The organism is Mycolicibacterium baixiangningiae (genome assembly GCF_016313185.1).
Lineage (GTDB): Bacteria > Actinomycetota > Actinomycetes > Mycobacteriales > Mycobacteriaceae > Mycobacterium > Mycobacterium baixiangningiae.
This window is the reverse complement of the sequence record NZ_CP066218.1, coordinates 4,433,783-4,454,059: the sequence shown is the minus strand read 5'-3', so window position 1 is coordinate 4,454,059 and position 20,277 is coordinate 4,433,783. Positions and strand designations below refer to the sequence as shown.

At 67.4% G+C, this 20,277-nt stretch carries 16 protein-coding genes; 13 read left to right on the top strand and 3 right to left on the bottom strand.

Features of this window, described 5'->3' with window-relative positions:
- The first annotated feature begins 159 nt into the window (after positions 1-159).
- The 5 genes from I7X18_RS21030 to lpqB are packed head-to-tail and all read left to right on the top strand — an operon-like array spanning position 160 to position 6,248.
- Entirely contained in the window at positions 160-1,419 is a 1,260-nt protein-coding gene (locus I7X18_RS21030) for an amidohydrolase (RefSeq protein ID WP_193043930.1), read from the top strand.
- Between the two features lie 36 nt (positions 1,420-1,455).
- Positions 1,456-2,088: a dTMP kinase gene (locus I7X18_RS21025; protein ID WP_193043929.1), complete on the top strand. Its 633-nt coding sequence runs from the start codon at positions 1,456-1,458 to the stop codon at positions 2,086-2,088.
- A gap of 58 nt (positions 2,089-2,146) precedes the next feature.
- Positions 2,147-2,833: a two-component system response regulator MtrA gene (gene mtrA / locus I7X18_RS21020; RefSeq protein WP_193043928.1), complete on the top strand. Its 687-nt coding sequence runs from the start codon at positions 2,147-2,149 to the stop codon at positions 2,831-2,833.
- A complete protein-coding gene (gene mtrB / locus I7X18_RS21015; protein WP_193043927.1) occupies positions 2,830-4,488 on the top strand; it encodes an MtrAB system histidine kinase MtrB in 1,659 nt (552 codons plus the stop codon). Before mtrA ends, mtrB begins: the two co-directional genes overlap by 4 nt.
- 14 nt (positions 4,489-4,502) lie before the next feature.
- Positions 4,503-6,248, top strand: coding sequence for an MtrAB system accessory lipoprotein LpqB (gene lpqB / locus I7X18_RS21010; RefSeq protein WP_226862890.1), 1,746 nt, complete (start codon positions 4,503-4,505; stop codon positions 6,246-6,248).
- Between the two features lie 36 nt (positions 6,249-6,284).
- Here the strand turns inward: lpqB and I7X18_RS21005 are convergent, their stop codons facing one another.
- On the bottom strand, positions 6,285-7,625 hold the full coding sequence (locus tag I7X18_RS21005) for an HNH endonuclease signature motif containing protein (RefSeq protein ID WP_193043925.1): 1,341 nt from the start codon (positions 7,623-7,625) through the stop codon (positions 6,285-6,287).
- 196 nt (positions 7,626-7,821) lie between these two features.
- Between I7X18_RS21005 and I7X18_RS21000 the strand changes: the two genes are divergently transcribed.
- From I7X18_RS21000 to secA, 3 genes are all read left to right on the top strand, one after another.
- Entirely contained in the window at positions 7,822-8,436 is a 615-nt protein-coding gene (locus I7X18_RS21000; RefSeq protein ID WP_193043924.1) for a ComF family protein, read from the top strand.
- A gap of 296 nt (positions 8,437-8,732) precedes the next feature.
- A complete protein-coding gene (gene hpf / locus I7X18_RS20995; RefSeq protein ID WP_193043923.1) occupies positions 8,733-9,413 on the top strand; it encodes a ribosome hibernation-promoting factor, HPF/YfiA family in 681 nt (226 codons plus the stop codon).
- Between the two features lie 132 nt (positions 9,414-9,545).
- Positions 9,546-12,392 (top strand): preprotein translocase subunit SecA, encoded by a 2,847-nt coding sequence (gene secA / locus I7X18_RS20990; protein ID WP_193043922.1) that lies wholly within the window; start codon positions 9,546-9,548, stop codon positions 12,390-12,392.
- 1 nt (position 12,393) lies between these two features.
- Here secA and I7X18_RS20985 read toward each other — a convergent pair whose 3' ends face one another.
- On the bottom strand, positions 12,394-12,885 hold the full coding sequence (locus I7X18_RS20985) for an Rv3235 family protein (protein WP_193043921.1): 492 nt from the start codon (positions 12,883-12,885) through the stop codon (positions 12,394-12,396).
- 167 nt (positions 12,886-13,052) lie between these two features.
- On the opposite strand from I7X18_RS20985, the gene I7X18_RS20980 reads away from it, so the two are divergent.
- The 5 genes from I7X18_RS20980 (at position 13,053) to I7X18_RS20960 (ending at position 19,256) form a co-directional block, all read left to right on the top strand.
- Positions 13,053-14,459, top strand: coding sequence for a WS/DGAT/MGAT family O-acyltransferase (locus I7X18_RS20980; protein ID WP_193043920.1), 1,407 nt, complete (start codon positions 13,053-13,055; stop codon positions 14,457-14,459).
- 60 nt (positions 14,460-14,519) lie between these two features.
- Complete coding sequence (locus tag I7X18_RS20975; RefSeq protein ID WP_193043919.1) at positions 14,520-16,259, top strand: BCCT family transporter; 1,740 nt, start codon at positions 14,520-14,522, stop codon at positions 16,257-16,259.
- A 13-nt stretch (positions 16,260-16,272) separates the two neighbouring features.
- Positions 16,273-16,773: a DUF6912 family protein gene (locus I7X18_RS20970; protein ID WP_193043918.1), complete on the top strand. Its 501-nt coding sequence runs from the start codon at positions 16,273-16,275 to the stop codon at positions 16,771-16,773.
- 39 nt (positions 16,774-16,812) lie between these two features.
- Entirely contained in the window at positions 16,813-17,943 is a 1,131-nt protein-coding gene (locus I7X18_RS20965; protein WP_193043917.1) for a ferredoxin reductase, read from the top strand.
- A 68-nt stretch (positions 17,944-18,011) separates the two neighbouring features.
- Positions 18,012-19,256, top strand: a complete 1,245-nt coding sequence (locus tag I7X18_RS20960; RefSeq protein WP_193043916.1) for a fatty acid desaturase family protein — start codon at positions 18,012-18,014, stop codon at positions 19,254-19,256.
- A gap of 80 nt (positions 19,257-19,336) precedes the next feature.
- On the opposite strand, the gene I7X18_RS20955 is transcribed toward I7X18_RS20960, so the two are convergent.
- Entirely contained in the window at positions 19,337-20,197 is an 861-nt protein-coding gene (locus tag I7X18_RS20955; RefSeq protein WP_193043915.1) for an aldo/keto reductase, read from the bottom strand.
- Positions 20,198-20,277: the final 80 nt, after the last annotated feature.

The window sequence follows — 20,277 nt, the reverse complement described above, 5'->3', positions numbered from 1 at the left end:
GCTGAGGAGGGTTCCTTGCACCAGTTGTGCGCCCGCCGGAACCGACCGTCGTCGTGGTGCGTCTAACCGCCGATACCGGCGGCACAGCGGAGTTTCCGACGGAATCGAAGAGGTACTCCGGAATGGAGTCGTGTCACCGACCGCAGAGGGAGTGCACACATGACAGCCACCGACACCGTGCTCAGCGGTCTGTCCGCAATTCGCGACTGGCAGCAGGATTGCTACCGCGACCTACACCGGCACCCCGAGCTGTCACACCAGGAATTCGGCACTGCCCGCAAGGTCGCCGACCGGCTCGGCGGCCTGGGGTACCAGGTGCACGACGGCATCGGCGGGACGGGTGTGTTCGGTGTGCTCGACAATGGGCCGGGCGCTGTGGTGCTGCTGCGGGCCGACATGGACGCGCTTCCCGTGGCCGAGGACACCGGACTGGACTACGCCAGCACCGTGCGGGGCACCGATCGTGACGGCCACGAGGTTCCGGTGATGCACGCATGCGGACACGATGTCCACGTCACGGCATTGCTGGGCGCGGCCCAACTGCTCGCCGACGGTGCCGACCAGTGGCGCGGGACGGTGGTCGCTCTGTTCCAGCCCGCCGAGGAGACGGCCGACGGTGCCCGGGCCATGGTCGACGACGGCTTGGCGGACGCACTACCGGCGGTCGACGTCGCGCTCGGACAGCATGTGCTGCCCCTGCCCGCGGGCATGGTCGGCACCCACTCCGGCCCTTTCCTGGCCGCGGCGGACAGTATGCGAATCACCGTGCACGGCAGGGGAGCTCACGGTTCGATGCCCCAGTCGTCGGTCGATCCGGTGGTGCTCGCGGCCATGATCGTGGTGCGGTTGCAGACGGTCGTCTCCCGGGAGGTCGCGCCGGTCGAGCCCGCCGTACTCACCGTCGGCAGCATCCAATCGGGCAGCAAGAGCAACGTCATCCCCGATCGCGCCGTGCTGCAGCTCAACATCCGCACCTACAGCGACCAGACCCGCACCACCATCCTCGACGCCATCCGCCGCATCGTCACGGCCGAATGCGCGGCGTCCGGGTCGCCCAGGGAGCCGGAGTTCGAGCTGTTCGACCGGTTCCCGCTGACCGACAACGACCTGGACGCCACGTCGCGCGTACACGAGGCGTTCGCCGCGTTCTTCGGTGACAACTGCTGGGAGATGCCGCAGGGCGCCGCCAGCGAGGATTTCAGCGAGATCCCCAAGGCCCTCGGCGTGCCCTACACGTACTGGGGTGTCGGTGGCATCGATGGGGCGGCCTTCGGCAGGGCTGCCGAAGCCGGACGCGTCGAGCAGGACATCCCGGTGAACCATTCGCCGAAATTCGCGCCCGTCATCCAACCGACTCTCGACACCGCGACCGAGGCGCTGGTGGTGGCCGCGCTGGCCTGGCTCGCTCCTGCCGGCTGACCCCGCAACCGGCCCGGACCCCGATACGCTCGGCGCGTGCTCATCGCGATCGAGGGTGTCGACGGCGCCGGCAAGCGGACACTGACCAATGGCATGCGCGCCGCCCTCGAAGGGGTCGGCCGCTCGGTCGCGACGCTGGCCTTCCCGCGCTACCACCGGTCGGTGACCGCCGACCTGGCCGCCGAAGCACTGCACGGCGGGCACGGCGACCTCGCGGAGTCGGTGTACGCGATGGCGGTGCTGTTCGCCCTCGACCGCGCGGACGCCCGCGCGGAGATCGATCACCTCACCGGCGCCTATGACGTCGTGATCCTCGACCGCTATGTCGCCTCCAACGCCGCGTACAGCGCCGCGCGCCTGCACCAGCCCGCGGACGGGGAAGTGGTCGAGTGGGTGCGCACCCTCGAATACGACCGCTTGGAACTGCCCACGGCCGACTGGCAGATCCTGCTCGACGTGCCGACCGCGCTGGCGGCCGAGCGCGCCGAGCGCCGGGCCGAACAGGAAGCCGACCGCGCCAGGGACGCCTATGAGCGTGACGGTGGTCTACAGCGCCGCACCGGCGAGGTCTACACCACGCTCGCCGCGGCCGACTGGTGCGGGCGCTGGATCGTGGCCGGCCCGGATGTCGACGCGGTGACGCTGACCGGAAAGCTCACCGCTTCCTGAGGTCAACAGGCGAAACGCCCCGTGTGGTAGCGGGGTTTTATCGCGATCTGGTGACACCATGGACACCATGAGGCAAAGGATTCTGGTTGTCGACGACGACCCATCGCTGGCCGAGATGCTCACCATCGTCCTGCGCGGGGAAGGATTCGACACCGCCGTCATCGGTGACGGCACCCAGGCACTCACCGCCGTGCGGGAACTCCGGCCGGATCTGGTGTTGCTGGACCTGATGCTGCCCGGCATGAACGGGATCGACGTCTGCCGCGTGTTGCGGGCGGACTCCGGTGTGCCGATCGTCATGCTCACCGCGAAGACCGACACGGTCGACGTCGTGCTGGGCCTGGAGTCCGGCGCCGACGACTACGTGATGAAGCCGTTCAAACCCAAGGAACTCGTCGCCCGTGTGCGTGCCCGGTTGCGCCGCAACGAAGACGAGCCCGCGGAGATGCTGTCGATCGGCGATGTGGAGATCGACGTACCCGCCCACAAGGTCACCCGGCAGGGCGAGCAGATTTCGCTGACACCCCTGGAGTTCGACCTGTTGGTGGCGCTGGCACGCAAACCGCGCCAGGTGTTTACTCGAGATGTGCTGCTCGAACAGGTGTGGGGATACCGTCACCCCGCTGACACCCGTTTGGTGAACGTGCATGTCCAGCGGTTGCGGGCCAAGGTCGAGAAAGATCCGGAGAACCCGCAGGTGGTGTTGACCGTTCGAGGAGTGGGATACAAGGCCGGACCTCCGTGATCTGGGGCGCGCGACGGCGTATCCGAGGCGGCTTCTGGCGGTCTGGACCGCTGATCCGCGGGCTCGGTGCACTGGGACGGGCGTTGAGCCTGGTGTGGCGTCGATCGCTGCAGTTGCGGGTGGTCAGCTTGACGCTGGGGCTGTCGCTCGCGGTGATCCTGGTGTTGGGCTTCGTGCTGACCAGTCAGATCACCGATCGCATCCTCGAGGTCAAGGTGAAGGCGGCGACCGAGGAGATCGACCAGGCCCGCAACACCGTGGGCGGAATCGTGGGCGGCGAGGAGACCCGCTCGCTGGACAGCAGTCTGCAGCTGGCGAGGAACACGCTGATCGACCGCAAGGCGGACGCCGGCAGCGGACCCGCCGGCGCCTACGACGCGGTGCTGGTGGTGCCGGGTGACGGTCCTCGCGCCGCCACCGCCGCAGGACCCGTCAGCCAGGTGCCCGAGGCGTTGCGCGACTTCGTCAAGGCCGGCCAGGTCAGCTACCAGTACGCGACCGTGCACACCGACGGCTTCTCCGGTCCGGCCCTCATCGTCGGCAGCCCGACGTCGTCGGAGGTCACCAACCTCGAGCTGTACCTGATCTTCCCGTTGAACAACGAGGAGTCGACGATCGCGTTGGTGCGCGGCACGATGGCCACCGGCGGTGTGGTGCTGTTGGGGTTGTTGGCCGCGATCGCGCTGCTGGTGGCCCGCCAGATCGTGCTGCCGGTGCGGTCGGCGTCGCGCATCGCCGAGCGGTTCGCCGAAGGGCATCTCTCCGAACGCATGCCGGTGCGCGGCGAGGACGACATGGCGCGTCTGGCGGTGTCGTTCAACGATATGGCCGAGAGCCTGCAGCGTCAGATCACCCAGCTCGAGGAGTTCGGGAATCTACAGCGCCGCTTCACCTCTGACGTATCTCACGAGTTGCGGACGCCGTTGACGACCGTGCGGATGGCCGCCGATCTGATCCACGACCACAGCGACGAACTCGAGCCTGCGCTGCGGCGTTCGACCGAGTTGATGGTCAACGAACTCGACCGATTCGAGACTCTGCTCAGCGATCTGCTGGAGATCTCCCGCCACGACGCCGGTGTCGCCGAACTGTCGGTGGAGTCGGTGGATCTGCGCACCACGGTGCAGAGCGCCCTGGACAACGTCGGTCACCTCGCGCAGTCGGCGGAGATCGAACTGGTCGTCGACCAGCCCGCCGAGGAGGTCATCGCCGAGGTGGATCCGCGCCGGGTGGAACGGATCCTGCGCAATCTCATCGCCAACGCGATCGACCACGCCGAGCACAAGCCGGTGCGTATCCGGATGGCCGCCGACGAGGACACGGTGGCCGTGACGGTGCGTGACTTCGGTGTCGGCTTGCGACCGGGCGAGGAGAAATTGGTGTTCAGCCGCTTCTGGCGGTCGGATCCGTCGCGTGTGCGTCGCTCCGGCGGGACCGGACTGGGTCTGGCGATCAGCATCGAGGACGCGCGGTTGCATCAGGGCCGCCTCGAAGCGTGGGGGGAACCCGGTAAGGGTGCCTGCTTCCGGATGACCCTGCCGCTCGTCCGCGGGCACAAGGTGACGACGAGTCCGTTGCCGCTGAAGCCCATTCAGCCCGACAAGGCACCGCGCCGGGGTGGGCGTGAACGGCAACCGGCAGGGGAGACGGTGTGAGGCGCCTGTTGGTGATGGTGTGGCTGCTGGTGTTCGCGGTGGCCGCATCCGGATGCGCCGGAGTGCCGAATTCCTCGGCCCCGCAGGCGATCGGAACCGTCGAGCGGCCCGCCCCGCCGAGCCCCCCCAAACCGACGCCCGGCATGGATCCGGACGTGTTGCTGCGCGAGTTCCTCAAGGCGACCGCCGATCCGGCGAACCGTCATCTGGCCGCGCGTCAGTTCCTGACGGAGTCGGCGTCGCAATCGTGGGACGATGCCGGCAGCGCGTTACTGATCGACCGGGTCGTGTTCGTCGAAACCCGTGAGCCCGAACGTGTCTCGGTGACGATGCGCGCCGACATCCTCGGATCGCTCTCGGATATGGGCGTATTCGAGACCGGTGACGGTGCGCTTCCGGATCCCGGGCCCATCGAGCTGGTGAAGACGTCGGACGGGTGGCGCATCGACCGGCTGCCCAACGGTGTCTTCCTCGACTGGCAGCAGTTCCAGTCCACCTACAAACGCAACACGCTGTACTTCGTGGATCCGACCGGAACCACCGTCGTGCCCGACCCGCGCTACGTCGCGGTGTCCGATCCCGACCAGTTGGCCACCGAGCTGGTGTCCAAACTGATCGCGGGTGCGCGGCCCGAAATGGCCGACACGGTGCGCAATCTGCTGGAGTCGCCGCTGCTCCTGCGTGGACCGGTGACCCGCGCCGACGGCGGTAAGACCGGCGTCGGACGCGGTTACGGCGGCGCGCGCGTCGATCTCGAGAATCTGTCGACGACGGACCCGCACAGCCGGCAGCTGCTAGCCGCGCAGATCATCTGGACGTTGAACCGGGCCGGCATCAACGGGCCGTACGTGATCAACGCCGATGGCGCCCCGCTGGACGACCGGTTCGCCGACGGCTGGGAGACCTCCGACGTCGCGGCCACCGATCCGGGCGCATTCGCGGGCGCCGCGGCCGGATTGCATGCACTGATGGGCGGATCGCTGGTGTCGTTGAACGGCCAGCGGGCACCGCGGGTACCCGGATCGTTCGGGCAGGCGCCCAACCAGGCATCCGCGGCGGTGTCGCGCAGCGGTCAGGAAGCCGCCTCGGTGGTGGTGGTACGGCCCGGTGCACCCGACGTGCAGTCGACGCTGTGGATCGGTCCGCTCGGGGGCCGGGCGGGCCAGGCGCTGGAGGGCAGGAGCCTGTCGCGGCCGAGTTGGTCCCTCGACGACGCGGTGTGGGTGGTGGTCGACGGTGCGAACGTGGTGCGGGTCATTCAGGACGCGTCCGGCCAGCCGGCGCGGATCCCGGTCGATTCGGGGCCGGTGTCGTCGAAGTTCCCCGGTCCGATCACCGAACTGCAACTATCCCGGGACGGCACGCGGGCGGCGATGGTCATCGGCGGGCGGGTCATCCTCGCGTCCGTCGAGCAGACCCCCGGCGGGCAGTACGCCCTGACCCATCCGCGGCGACTCGGATTCGGATTGGGCGAGACGGTGGTGTCGCTGTCCTGGCGCACCGGCGACGACATCGTGGTCAGCCGCAAAGATCCGCAGCATCCGGTGTCCTACGTCAACCTCGACGGCGTCAACTCCGACGGGCCCAGTCGCAACCTCGCCATGCCGGTGACCACGGTCGCGGCCAACCCGTCGACGGTGTATGTCGCCGACGCGCGTGGGGTGGTCCAGTTGTCGGCGTCGACCGCCGAAGGTGACCCCACCTGGACAGAGGTGCGCCCGCTGATGGTCGCGGGCACGCTTCCGGTCCTCCCGGGATAGGTCCCCGCAAGGCACGAAAATCCCACTAGCGCAAGGCTATTCTGGCTCATCGTCGTCTTTGTGGTCGGTGAGGTAGCGGTGGGGGTGGAAGTAGTTGTTGACTCGGGGTTGGCCGGTGTCGAGGTGTTTGGGTGGGATCCAGTGGGTGCGTCCGTTGCCGGGGCGTTCGGTGGTGTATCCGGTTTTCTCGACCATGAGGTTGCCGGGTTGGCAGGCCAGGGTGAGGTCGGGGATGTCGGTGCGCCCGCCTTTGGAGTGGTCGTGGGTGTGGTGGGCTTCGGTCCAGTAGAACGGCACCGTGCAGTCGGGGTGGGTGCATCCGCGATCCCGTGCGAACAGGGCCAATCTCTGGGCGGTGGTGGCGTTGCGGCGGGCGCGGCCGAGGTAGAGGATTTCTTCGGTGTGGTCGTCGAACACCGCCAGGTAGTGCCGTGAGCGTGCGGCCATCCGGATCAAATCCCGGATGGGGAGTTTGTTACCGCCGCCGGTGTCGGCCCACCCCGCCGCACGCTCGAGTTCGTTGACGGTGGTGGTGGCGACGATGGTGGCGGGCACCCCGGCGACCTGACCGAGGGTCCCGGATTCCACGGTGTCACGCAGGACCCGCTCGAACGCGTCGTGGTGGCGTCGCCCAGCGGTGCGGTCATCTCGTCCGGTGTGGGCGTCGTCGTGGGGCAGGTTGGCCCCGGGGGCGGCGTGTTTGGCGGCGGCCACATCCCACAGGGCGCGGGCTTCGGGGGTGAGCCAGCCCGAGACGCGACTCATTCCGTCGGATTGTTGGGGTCCGACTTTGAATTCGCGGCGACGTCGTTGAGTTGCGTAGTCGGGTTCGGTGCCGTCCTGGTCGATGAAGTCCAGCAGGGCTTTGGCGGCCTTCTTGAGCTGGTCGGGTCGCAACTCCTTCGCGTGGCCGACGAGGGTGTGTTCGTAGTCGTCGCGGCGGGCGAAGGACACCCAGACGGGCAGTTTCTTGACGAACTCCTGGATGACCCGCACATGGGCCTGCCCGATGTCCCCGCGGGCCATCGCCTCGGCGGTGCACGCGAGGTCAGTTTTAACGCGTTCGCCGGTCAGGGTGTAGCGAGGACCCAACTGGCGGGCGTCGGTGAGGCGTTCGGCGGCGTCTTTCTCCGAGATCCGTAACCGGTCGGCGAGCAGCTTCTTCATCGATGTCGCACCCAGGTCATGGGGGTTGGCTTCCTCGACCAGCCGCGCGGTCAACCGGTGCTCCACACTGGGCACCGCCCACACGGCCTGCTTGATCCGATCCAACTCCGCCACCATCTGGGGGCAGGTCAGGTCACTGATGGAAGCAGTCTGCATATCACCGACGGCCGCCAACAGGCGATCGACCGCGGTGCTGAACTCCCCATCCATACATCGAACACTAGTTCGAGCATCTGACAAGAACGCTTGAGATGTGACCACTGAAGTCAAAGTGGCGCATGTTGTTTCGGCGACCACGCGAGCGTGCGCACATGCCGGCAATTGACGGGTGTGTCGGGATCAGACGCGCACGCACGCGGGGAACGTCTCACGCGGACCTGTCACACCCGCCGCCGACACTGTGTGCATGTTCGACCTCGTTCTTCCACTCGAATGCGGCGGGTGCGGCCGACCGTCCACGCGGTGGTGTGAGCAGTGCGCCGCGGCGCTGACCGTCCGGAGCGACGAACCGCATCTGGTCAGCCCGCGCCTCGACCCGGGCGTCCCCGTCTTCTCGCTCGGCCGGTACGCCGGTTCACGACGGCGCGCGATCATCGAACTCAAGGAGCGGGGCCGCACCGACCTGGTCGCTCCCTTCGGTCAGGCACTGCGGGAGGGCCTCGCGCACCTGGATACGTGGGGCATCGTCGACTCACCGGCCGTCCTCGTTCCCGCACCCACCCGCCGGTGGGCGGCACGTCGCCGCGGCGGCGACCCGGTGACGCGTATCGCCCACGCCGCGTCATCCGAGGTTGTCCAGGCACTGCGTTCCAAGGCCCTCGCGCGTGATTCGGCCGGTCTTTCGATTCCGGACCGGCAGCGAAATGTCGCCAACCGGATCAGGCTCGTTCGGGCCGCGCACGGCGACGTGGTCCTCGTCGACGACATCATCACCACGGGCGCCACGGCGACGGAATCGGTCCGCGTGCTGCAAACCACCGGTACCCGGGTGCTCGCCGTTCTCACCCTCGCCTACGCCTGACGGTCGAAGAGTGCAATGACCGTGGGGTCAAACGATCGTGAAGAACGTGAAACAGTCTCGGGAACCACTGGCCGACCGGGTGAACAACGACTACCGTCGGCCTTAACCACCCGTGAATTCACGGCCGGCGCTCAGAACGAAGCGCCACTTCGCCGCATAACGGTAGGAGGTGACAGTCGACACCTTGCGCCGGTGGGCTGCGGCAGATTCATGACATTGCAACGCCTGTCGGCGCGTTTCGTGACAATCCCGGCACGCACGTGCGTGCGACGCGAAAGAGAAACGAGTTGCCAAGTATGTCAACGCATCCCATGGAAACTGACCGCACGATGGTGATCGACGAAGAAGCGCCTGTAGAAGCGCCGAAAGCGGACGTCGTCGTCACGGGCCGCAATGTCGAGGTTCCCGATCACTTCCGAACCTACGTAGCCGAGAAACTCACGCGCCTCGAGCGGTTGGACCGCAGCATCTACCTCTTCGACGTCGAATTGGACCACGAGAAGAACCGCCGCCAGCGCAAGAATTGTCAGCATGTGGAGATCACCGCGCGCGGACGCGGCCCGGTGGTTCGGGGAGAGGGGTGCGCTGACAGTTTCTACGGCGCTTTCGAAGCGGCGGTCAGCAAACTCGAGAACCGGCTGCGCCGCAGCAAGGACCGCCGGAAGATCCACTACGGCGAGAAGCGGCCGGTGTCGGTCGCCGAGGCGACCGCCGCGACGGTGGCCATCGAGGACGACACCTCGCAGTCCGCCGAGGACGTCGGCCTGCCGGAGGGTCTCACGCTGGACGATCACGAACCGGGGCGCATCGTCCGGGTGAAGGAGCATCCGTCCACACCGATGACCGTGGACGACGCGCTGTCCCAGATGGAACTCGTCGGCCACGACTTCTTCCTCTTCCACGACAAGGAGACCGACAGGGCCACCGTCGTGTATCGCCGCCACGCCTACGACTACGGCTTGATTCGGCTCGCCTGACCAGCTGACGACGGCCCCGCGACGCACCGTCGTCGCGGGGTTCGTCGTGCGGACACGCCACGAGGGCGGAGTTCCCGGGCGCGACCTCTACCATGGGACTTGTCTGATACCTCAACCCACAGGGGAAAACGCGTGCTCGATAAGTTGCTCCGTCTCGGTGAAGGCCGCATGGTCAAGCGCCTCAAGAAGGTCGCCGACTATGTCAACACCTTGTCCGACGACGTCGAGAAGCTGTCTGACGCCGAGCTCAGGGCCAAGACCGACGAGTTCCGCAAGCGCATCGCCGATGGCGAAGACCTCGACGATCTGCTGCCCGAGGCGTTCGCGGTGGCCCGCGAAGCCGCATGGCGGGTGCTGGCGCAGCGGCACTTCGACGTCCAGGTGATGGGCGGGGCGGCCCTGCACTTCGGCAACGTCGCCGAGATGAAGACCGGTGAGGGCAAGACGCTCACCTGTGTGCTGCCCGCCTACCTCAATGCGCTCGGCGGCAAGGGTGTCCACGTCGTCACGGTCAACGACTACCTGGCGAAACGCGACGCGGAGTGGATGGGACGCGTCCACCGGTTCCTGGGCCTCGAGGTCGGCGTCATCCTGTCCGGGCTCACCCCCGACGAGCGGCGCGCCGCCTACGCCGCCGACATCACCTACGGCACGAACAACGAGTTCGGCTTCGACTACCTGCGCGACAACATGGCGCACCGGCTCGAAGACCTGGTCCAGCGCGGCCACAACTTCGCCGTCGTCGACGAGGTGGACTCCATCCTCATCGACGAGGCGCGTACGCCGCTGATCATCTCCGGCCCTGCCGACGCCGCCTCCAGCTGGTACAGCGAGTTCGCCCGCCTGGCGCCGCTGATGGAGAAGGACGTCCACTACGAGGTCGACATCCGCAAGCGCACCGTCGGCGTGCACGAGATCGGCGTCGAGTTCGTCGAGGACCAGCTCGGAATCGAGAACCTCTACGAAGCCGCCAACTCACCGCTGGTCAGCTACCTCAACAACTCGCTGAAGGCCAAGGAGCTGTTCCAGCGCGACAAGGACTACATCGTCCGCAACGGTGAAGTCCTCATCGTCGACGAGTTCACCGGCCGCGTGCTGCTGGGCCGGCGCTACAACGAAGGTATGCACCAGGCCATCGAGGCCAAGGAGCACGTCGAGATCAAGGCCGAGAACCAGACGCTCGCCACGATCACGCTGCAGAACTACTTCCGGCTCTACGACAGGCTCTCCGGGATGACGGGCACCGCCCAGACCGAAGCCGCCGAGCTGCACGAGATCTACAAACTCGGTGTGGTTCCCATCCCGACCAACCGGGACATGATCCGTCAGGACAACACCGACCTCATCTACAAGACCGAAGAGGCCAAGTTCATCGCGGTCGTCGACGACGTCTTCGAGCGCTACGAGAAGGGCCAGCCGGTCCTGATCGGCACGACGAGCGTCGAACGCTCCGAGTACCTGTCCAAACAGTTCACCAAGCGCAAGATCCCGCACAACGTGCTCAACGCGAAGTACCACGAGCAGGAGGCGAACATCATCGCCGAGGCCGGCCGCCTCGGCGCGATCACCGTCGCCACCAACATGGCCGGCCGCGGTACCGACATCGTGCTCGGCGGCAACGTCGACTTCCTCGCGGACCGGCGCCTGCGCGATCAGGGGCTCGACCCGGTGGAGACTCCGGACGAGTACGAGGCCGCCTGGGAGGCGACCGTCAACCAGATCAAATCCGAGGCCAGCGAAGAGGCCGCGGACGTCCGCGCCGTCGGCGGACTCTACGTGCTGGGCACCGAACGCCACGAGTCCCGCCGCATCGACAACCAGCTGCGCGGCCGCTCAGGCCGCCAGGGCGACCCCGGCGAATCCCGCTTCTACCTGTCGCTCGGCGACGAGCTCATGCGGCGCTTCAACGGCGCCACGCTGGAAGCGCTGCTGACCCGCCTGAACCTGCCCGACGACGTGCCGATCGAGGCCAAGATGGTCACCCGCGCGATCAAGAGCGCGCAGACCCAGGTCGAGCAGCAGAACTTCGAGGTCCGCAAGAACGTCCTCAAGTACGACGAGGTGATGAACCAGCAGCGCATGGTCATCTACGACGAGCGCCGCCGGATCCTGGAGGGCGAAGACCTCGCCGAACAGGCTCACAAGATGCTCGTCGACGTCGTCACCGCCTACGTCGACGGTGCGACCGCCGAGGGGTACTCGGAGGACTGGGACCTCGAGCAGCTGTGGACGGCGCTCAAACAGCTCTATCCGGTCGGCGTCGACTACCACGACCTGGTGGACTCCGACGCGGTCGGTGAGGCCGGTGAGCTCACCCGCGAGGAACTGCTCGACCTGCTGATCAAGGACGCCGAACGGGCCTACGCCGTGCGCGAGCAGGAGCTCGAGGAGCTCGCGGGCGAAGGCGCGATGCGCCAGCTCGAGCGCAACGTGCTGCTCAACGTCATCGACCGCAAGTGGCGCGAGCACCTCTACGAGATGGACTACCTCAAGGAGGGCATCGGCCTGCGCGCCATGGCGCAGCGCGATCCCCTCGTGGAGTACCAGCGCGAGGGCTACGACATGTTCGTCGGCATGCTCGAGGCGCTCAAGGAGGAGTCGGTCGGCTTCCTGTTCAACGTCACCGTCGAGGCGGCGCCGGCCGCACCGTCGAACCGGGTGGCGCCCGTCGCCGCACCCCCGGGGCTGTCGGAGTTCGCGGCCGCCGCGGCGCAGGCCCAGGCGCAGACCAGCCAGGGCGGTGTGGCCACCAAGGAGCGGGAGACCCCCGCACCGACGTTGCGCGCCAAGGGAATCGACAACGATGACGCCCCGCCGCTGACCTACGTCGGCCCCGGCGAGGACGGCACCGCCGAGGTGCAGCGCTCCAACGGCGGCCCGCGCCACGCCGCTCCGGGAGGCGCCACGCGCCGGGAGCGTCGGGAAGCGGCTCGCAAGCAGGCGAAGGCCAAGCCCACGCGTCCGCAGCGGCGCGGCTGACTCAGCCGATCTGCAGGGCTACCACCTGCCAGCGGCCGTCGCCGGTGAGTTCGACACGGGCGGCGATCGCGCGGACGCGGTCGCCGCGGGTGTAGGTTGCGGACACCTCCGCCGCTGACGGCCCGGCGCTGCGCAGCCGGACGCGACGCAGCTTCGCGGGGTTGCCGTACCGCACCCGGCACAGCGTGCCGACCGCGTCGAGCAGTGGCGGCGCCAGCAGGGGTTTGAGGTGCACCAGGGGCCGCCGTCGGTCGAGGACCTCGAGGAGCCGGCGCAGCGCCACATCGGCGAACACCGCCGCTGCGCGGGGCGCCGCCGGTTCGGCGTCGGGGCATGGGGCCGGGCGCAGCATCCGCGGCGTGCGCCGGTGCAGAGCGGCCGGTGAGGGCGGCGGACAGGCGGTGGCAGGGAGGCCCGTCGGTGCGGGTTCGTAGTCGACGACCGGCGAGGTGAACGACGGACGCTCGGCGGGGGTGGACGGTGAGGTGGTCACGGCACTCTCCAGGCTCGGCACGACAGAACGACCGTCTGCTGGGGAGGAGAAGACCCGCTCATCGTCGCACGGTTCCCGGCAGGTCCGGAGCACCCGTAATGCGGGTGCACAGATGAGGCCGCTACCGTGACGGGGAAATCGCTGTCGACGAAAAGGGGTGGCGTCGGATGGTGAACCGACTCTCGGCGTCGGACGCGGAGTTCTTCCGCCTGGAGGACACCTCGACCCCGATGTACGTCGGCACGCTGTCGATCCTGCGAAAACCCCGCAGTGGATTGAGCTACGAGACACTGCTGCACACCGTCGAACAACGCCTGCCGCAGATCCCGCGGTACCGGCAGAAGGTCCGCGAGGTGACGAAAGGCCTCGCGCGGCCTGTCTGGATCGATGACCGCGACTTCGACATCACCTATCACATCCGTCGCTCGGCGCTCCCGTCCCCGGGCAGCGACGCCCAACTCCACGACCTCGTGGCCCGGCTCGGTTCGCGGCCACTCGACAAGTCGCGGCCGCTGTGGGAGATGTACCTGGTCGAGGGGCTGGCGAAGAACCGCGTCGCGATCTACACGAAGAGCCATCAGGCGCTGGTCAACGGTATGACCGCGCTGGAGATCGGCCATGTCATCGCCGACCGCACCCAGAAGCCGCCCCAGTTCGGCGAGGACATCTGGATCCCCGCGCGTGAGCCCAGCGACCGGGCGCTGCTGCTCGGCGCCGTCGGCGAATGGGTCACCCGGCCCGCCGAACAACTCGCCTCGGTCCGTTCGGTGGTGACCGATCTGACCAACGCCGAACAACTCGTCGCGGCGGGGCGCCACGTCGCCGACATGGTCCGCACCGTCGCCCGGGGGACGGCGCCGAGCAGCCCGCTGAACACCACCGTGTCGCGTAACCGGCGGTTCACGGTGGCCGGGCACCGCCTCGACGACTACCGCACCGTGCGGGCACGCTACGACTGCGACATCAACGACGTGGTCCTGGCCGTCGTGGCCGGCGCGCTGCGCAACTGGCTGCTCTCCCGTGGTGAACCAGTCACCCCGACGGCGGCCGTGCGGGCGATGGCGCCGATGTCGATCTACCCCGACGCCGACATCGACTCGTCAGGGCCCGGGCAGGCGATCAGCCAGGTGTCGCCGTTCCTGGTCGACCTGCCGGTGGGGGAGAGCAATGCGGTGGTGCGGTTGTCGCAGATCGCCCACACCACCGAATCGCATCCGACCGCGGCCAGTCTCGTCGACGCCCGCACCATCGTGACCCTGTCCGGGTTCGCGCCACCGACGTTGCACGCCATGGGGATTCGCGTCGCCACCACATTCTCCGCCCGGCAGTTCAACCTGCTCATCACCAACGTGCCCGGTGCGCAGAAGCAGATGTTCGTCGCGGGCACGAAACTGCTGGAGACCTACGCGGTGCCGCCGCTGCTGCACAACCAGGTGCTGGCGATCGGCGTCACGTCGTACAACGGTCAGCTGTACTTCGGCATCAACGCCGACCGCGACGCGATGAGCGACGTCGACGTGCTGCCCGGCCTGCTCGCCGAGTCGCTCGAAGAACTCTTGGAAGCCGCCCGGTGACCTCTTCGTGTCCGCCGTGGAATTGACGGGACCGCCGCGGGAGGTTCTCATGGTCACACCATGAGCGTCAGCAAAGAGAAGGACCACGACAAGCCGCGCCGGCACAGCGTCAATTCGGCGCTGAAGTCGCCCACAGACGAGGCCATCCCCCATCCGATCCTCGACGTTCCGGTCGAACAAGAGGCCTACACCGGCTCCCGCGGTCTCGACTGGGTGGTCTTCGGCGTCACCGCCGTCATCGCCCTGGCGTTCCTCGTCTGGGGTTTCGTCAGCACCGAGTCGCTGGCCGACGCCTCGGGTAACGCCCTCAGTTGGGTGATGGACAACACCGGATGGCTGTTCGTGCTGACCGCCTCGGGGTTCGTGGTCTTCGTGCTGTGGCTGGCGCTCGGCCGCTACGGCAACATCCCGCTCGGACGCGACGACGAAGAGCCCGAATTCCGCAGCGTCTCCTGGGTCGCGATGATGTTCAGTGCCGGTATGGGCATCGGCCTGATGTTCTTCGGCGTGGCAGAGCCGTTGACGCACTTCGCCACGCCGCCGCCGGGCACCGGGCCCGCGGGTAATTCCGATGCCGTCCAGTCCGCCATGGCCACCACGCTGTTCCACTGGACGTTGCACCCGTGGGCGATCTACGCGGTCGTCGGCCTCGCGATCGCCTATGGCGTGTATCGCAAGGGTCGGCTGCAGTTGATCAGCGCGGCGTTCGAACCGCTGCTCGGGTCCCGCGCCAACGGGCCGTTGGGCAAGGTCATCGACATGCTGGCGATCTTTGCCACGCTGTTCGGTTCCGCGGCCTCACTCGGGTTGGGGGCGTTGCAGATCCGCAGCGGACTGCAGATCGTCGCCGGCATCGGGGAAACCGGCAACACGGTCCTCATCGTCATCATCACCGGCCTCACCGTGGCGTTCGTGCTGTCGGCGGTATCCGGCGTGGCGCGGGGCATCCAGTGGCTGTCGAACATCAACATGGTGCTGGCCCTGCTGCTGGCGTTGTTCATCTTCGTGGTGGGCCCGACGGTGTTCATCCTCAACCTGTTGCCGACCTCGCTCGGCAGTTACCTCGCCGACCTCGCGATGATGTCGGCCCGCACCGGCGCCGAGGGTCCCGACGTCGACACCTGGCTGCAGTCGTGGACGGTCTTCTACTGGGCCTGGTGGATCTCCTGGACCCCGTTCGTCGGCATGTTCATCGCCCGCATCTCCCGTGGGCGCACCATCCGTCAATTCGTCACCGGGGTGCTCCTCGTGCCGAGCCTGGTGTCGCTGGTGTGGTTCTGCATCCTGGGCGGGGCGGCGATCAACACCCAGGAGGGTGGTGTCGACCTGGCCGGCGAGGGCAGCAACGAAGCGCAGCTGTTCACCCTGCTCGAGCAGTATCCGATCGCGACCGTCGCCAGCATCCTGGTGATGGTGCTGGTGGCGATCTTCTTCGTCTCCGGTGCCGACGCCGCGTCGATCGTCATGGGCTCGCTGTCGGAGCGAGGCACGATCAAACCCACCCGGGGCGTGGTCATCTTCTGGGGGGTGACGACGGGTGCGGTGGCGGCGGTCATGCTGCTGGTCGGCGGTGCGGACGCGTTGACCGGTCTGCAGACCATCACGATCATCGCCGCGCTGCCCTTCGTGCTGGTGATGATCGGGCTGGCGGTCGCGCTGGTCAAGGATCTGCGCAACGACCCCCTGGTGGTGCGGAAGCAGTACGCCGCGGAGGCGGTGGACAGTGCGGTGATCCACGGCGTCACGGAACACGGTGACGACTTCATCATCTCGGTGGAGAAGGATCCCACCGCCAACTAGCTAGTCTCGCGGGATGCGTGTCTACATCCCGGCGACCCTCGCCATGCTCGCCCAGCTCGTCGCCGACCAGTCGTTGCACGCGGTGAACGGCACCGCCTTCGCGGTCACGCCGACGCTGCGCGAGTCCTACGCCGAAGGTGACGACGACGAACTGGCCGAGGTGGCGCTGCGCGACGCCGCTCGTGCGTCGCTGCGGCTGCTGGCCGGCGGTGAGGGTGCGGCGAACCTGCCGCCGCGGCGGGCGGTGCTCGTCGCCGACGTCGACGGGGCGGCGGCGCGGCCCGATCTGGACGATGCAGTGGTGCGGCTGACGGAGCCCGTCGCGTACTCCCAGGTGATCGCCGCCTACGTCGACAACGCGGATGCGGAGACCGCGGTCCGGCTCGCGGTCAACGCCGTCGACGTCGCGGACTTCGGTGACGAGGACGCGGAGCTCACTGTCGGCGATGCTCAGGACCACGATCTGGCGTGGTACGCCCCGCAGGAGCTGCCGTTCTTACTCGACCTGCTCTGAGATTGGGTACGGAACCGTAGGTTACGGTACCGTAGGTTCATGGCCAAGAGTCAGATCAAAGTCTCTGCCAAGGTTGCCGACACCGTGCGCCCGCGCGTCGCCGCGAAGCATCCCGCGCTCAACGCGCTTCGCACCGTCGCGGCGAAGATCACCACGCCGTTGCTGCCCGACGACTACCTGCAGCTCGCCAACCCGTTGTGGTCGGCCCGGGAGTTGCGGGGCCGCATCGTCGACGTCCGGCGGGAGACCGAGGACTCCGCGACGCTGGTGATCAAACCGGGGTGGGGTTTCACATCCGACTACCAGCCCGGCCAGTACATCGGGATCGGACTGCTGGTCGACGGCCGGTGGCGGTGGCGGAGCTATTCGCTGACCTCGAGTCCGCGCAGCGGCCGTCGCATCATCACCATCACGGTCAAGGCCATGCCCGAGGGGTTCCTGTCGACGCACCTGGTCGGCGGGGTGGAGCCCGGCACGATCGTGCGGTTGGCCGCCCCACAGGGCAACTTCGTGATGCCCGATCCGGCACCGGCTTCGGTGCTGTTCCTGACCGGTGGTTCCGGTATCACCCCGGTGATGTCGATGCTGCGCACGCTGGTCCGCCGCGATCAGATCACCGACGTCGTCCATCTCCATTCGGCGCCCACCGAATCCGACGTGATGTTCGGCGCCGAGCTGGCGGCCCTGGAGGGCAGCCACGACGGGTACCGACTGCAGCTGCGGACCACCCGCGACCAGGGTCGTCTCGACCTGTCCCGGCTCGACGAGGTCGTGCCGGACTGGCGGGACCGGCAGACGTGGGCGTGCGGCCCCGAGGGCATGCTCAACGACGCCGAGAAGGTGTGGGAGCAGGCCGGGATCGCCGACCAGCTGCACCTGGAGCGGTTCGCGGTCACGAAGGCGGCCCCGCACGGCGAGGGCGGCACCGTGGAGTTCGCGCGCAGCGGCAAGACCATCGAGGCCGATGCGGCCACGTCGTTGATGGATGCGGGGGAGAAGGTCGGCATCCAGATGCCGTTCGGCTGCCGCATGGGCATCTGTCAGTCCTGTGTCGTCGGCCTGGTCCAGGGGCACGTCCGCGACCTGCGTACCGGCGTCGAGCACGAGCCGGGCGGCCGAATTCAGACCTGCGTGTCGGCGGCTTCCGGCGATTGCGTACTCGACGTTTAGTGGTTACCCACTGGTAACCTACGACATCGTAGGTTACGCTACCGTAGGTAGAGGAAGGAGGCGCCAAGATGGCAGTCACAGACGTTCCAGAATTCGCACATCTCACCGACGCCGATATCGAGAGCCTGGGTGTCGAACTCGACACGATCCGGCAAGACATCGAAGACTCCCTCGGCGAGCGCGACGCGCGCTACATCCACCGCACCATCGCAGCGCAGCGAGCACTCGAAGTGACCGGCCGGCTGCTGCTGGCCGCCAGCTCCCGCCGTTCGGCCTGGTGGGCCGGTACCGCGACGCTCGGCGTGGCCAAGATCGTCGAGAACATGGAAATCGGCCACAACGTCATGCACGGTCAGTGGGATTGGATGAACGATCCCGAGATCCACTCGTCGTCATGGGAGTGGGACATGGGCGGGGCCTCCAAGCACTGGCGGTTCACCCACAACTTCATGCATCACAAGTACACCAACATCCTCGGCATGGACGACGATGTGGGCTACGGGCTCATCCGCGTCACCCGCGACGCGAAGTGGAAGCCGTTCAACCTCGGCAACCTGCTGTACAACACCATCCTGGCCCTCGGGTTCGAGTGGGGTGTGGGGCTGCAGCACGTCGAGCTCGGCAAGATCGTCAAGGGTCGCGACGACCGGGACGAGAGCAAGACCCGGGCGATGGAATTCGCCAAGAAGGCGGGCGCCCAGCTGGCCAAGGACTACGTCGCATGGCCGGCAGTGACCGCGCTGTCGCCGGGTGCGACCTACCGGTCGACACTGACGGCCAACGCGGTGGCCAACGTCATCCGCAACGTGTGGGCCAACGCGGTGATCTTCTGCGGCCACTTCCCCGACGGCGCCGAGAAGTTCACCAAGACCGACATGATCGGCGAGTCGAAGGGTCAGTGGTACCTGCGCCAGATGCTGGGCAGCGCCAACTTCACCGGCGGATGGCTGTTGCGCTTCATGAGCGGCAACCTCTGCCATCAGATCGAGCATCACCTGTACCCGGATCTGCCCAGCAATCGGTTGCATGAGATCTCGACCCGCGTTCAGCAGATCTGCGACAAGTACGACCTGCCGTACACCACGGGTCCGTTCCTGGTGCAGTACGGCAAGAGCTGGCGGACCATCGCCAAGCTGTCGCTTCCGGACAAGTGGCTGCGCGACACCGCCGACAATGCGCCCGAGACGCGAAGTGAACTCATGTTCGCCGACCTCGAGCCCGGTCAGCGGCGCGGACTCAAGTCGTCCATCGCCGCGGTGCGGGGCCGCCGCCGCGACAAGCGTGAGCGGTCTCGCCGGGCGCTGGCTGCCTGACAATTCATCACCTCGAAACTGCGGGGAGATCGCGATTTCTTCGAAATCGATGATCTCCCCGCAGTTTCGGCGTTGAGGGACTAGTCGGGGATGTAGTCGAAGGTGTCTGGGTCGGGACCGGTGCGGCCCTGCTCCCCCTTGTCGAGGCCGGACAGCGCATCGACGTCCGCGTCGCTCAGCTCGAAGTCGAACAGTGCGAAGTTCTCCTTGATCCGTTGCGGCGTCACCGATTTCGGGAACACGATGTCGCCGCGCTGGATGTGCCAGCGCAGCACCACCTGCGCCGGGGTCTTGCCGGCGGCCTCGGCGATACGGGTGACCGCCGGGTCGTCGAGCACCTGACCCTGCGCGATCGGTGACCACGCCTCGGTGGCGATACCGTGCTCGCTGCCATAGGCGCGCACCGACTCGTTGGTGAAGTACGGATGCACCTCGATCTGGTTGACCGCCGGCACCGTCTCGGTCTCCCGCGCGAGGCGTTCGAGATGGTCGACCTGGAAGTTCGACACACCGATGCTGCGTGCCCGGCCGTCCTTCTTGAATTCCTCGAGCGTCTGCCACGTCGACACGAAGTCGCCGTCGTAGAGCGTGGGCAGCGGCCAGTGGATGAGGAACAGGTCGACATACCCGTCAGCACCGTCGAAACCCAACTCGCTCAACGTCTTGTCGAAGGCGCGACGCGCGTCGTCGGGCCGGTGGAATCCGTTGTTGAGCTTGCTGGTGACGAAGACCTCGGACCGCTCGATGCCCGAGTCGCGGATGCCCTCGCCGACCCCGCGCTCGTTCTGGTACATCTCGGCGGTGTCGATGTGGCGGTAACCGATGTCCAGCGCCGTCTTCACGGCAGCCGCCGTCTCGTCGGGCTTGATCTGATAGACGCCGAAGCCCAGCTGCGGGATCTTCGCGCCGTCGTTCAGGGTGACTATGGGAACGTTGCTCAAGGTGAGCCTCCTTCTGACGTGGTTGCCTCGTCTCTTCGGTGTGTGCCCGCTCAAGCCTCCCCGCACACACCCTGCGGCCG

Excerpts from the sequence above, each read along its gene's own strand:
- I7X18_RS21030 (WP_193043930.1), top strand. The coding sequence starts at position 160 with ATGACAGCCACCGACACCGTGCTCAGCGGTCTGTCCGCAATTCGCGAC.
- mtrA (WP_193043928.1), top strand. The coding sequence starts at position 2,147 with ATGGACACCATGAGGCAAAGGATTCTGGTTGTCGACGACGACCCATCG.
- lpqB (WP_226862890.1), top strand. The coding sequence starts at position 4,503 with ATGGTGTGGCTGCTGGTGTTCGCGGTGGCCGCATCCGGATGCGCCGGA.
- I7X18_RS21005 (WP_193043925.1), bottom strand. The coding sequence starts at position 7,625 with ATGGATGGGGAGTTCAGCACCGCGGTCGATCGCCTGTTGGCGGCCGTC.
- I7X18_RS21000 (WP_193043924.1), top strand. The coding sequence starts at position 7,822 with ATGTTCGACCTCGTTCTTCCACTCGAATGCGGCGGGTGCGGCCGACCG.
- hpf (WP_193043923.1), top strand. The coding sequence starts at position 8,733 with ATGTCAACGCATCCCATGGAAACTGACCGCACGATGGTGATCGACGAA.
- I7X18_RS20980 (WP_193043920.1), top strand. The coding sequence starts at position 13,053 with ATGGTGAACCGACTCTCGGCGTCGGACGCGGAGTTCTTCCGCCTGGAG.
- I7X18_RS20975 (WP_193043919.1), top strand. The coding sequence starts at position 14,520 with ATGAGCGTCAGCAAAGAGAAGGACCACGACAAGCCGCGCCGGCACAGC.
- I7X18_RS20970 (WP_193043918.1), top strand. The coding sequence starts at position 16,273 with ATGCGTGTCTACATCCCGGCGACCCTCGCCATGCTCGCCCAGCTCGTC.
- I7X18_RS20965 (WP_193043917.1), top strand. The coding sequence starts at position 16,813 with ATGGCCAAGAGTCAGATCAAAGTCTCTGCCAAGGTTGCCGACACCGTG.
- I7X18_RS20960 (WP_193043916.1), top strand. The coding sequence starts at position 18,012 with ATGGCAGTCACAGACGTTCCAGAATTCGCACATCTCACCGACGCCGAT.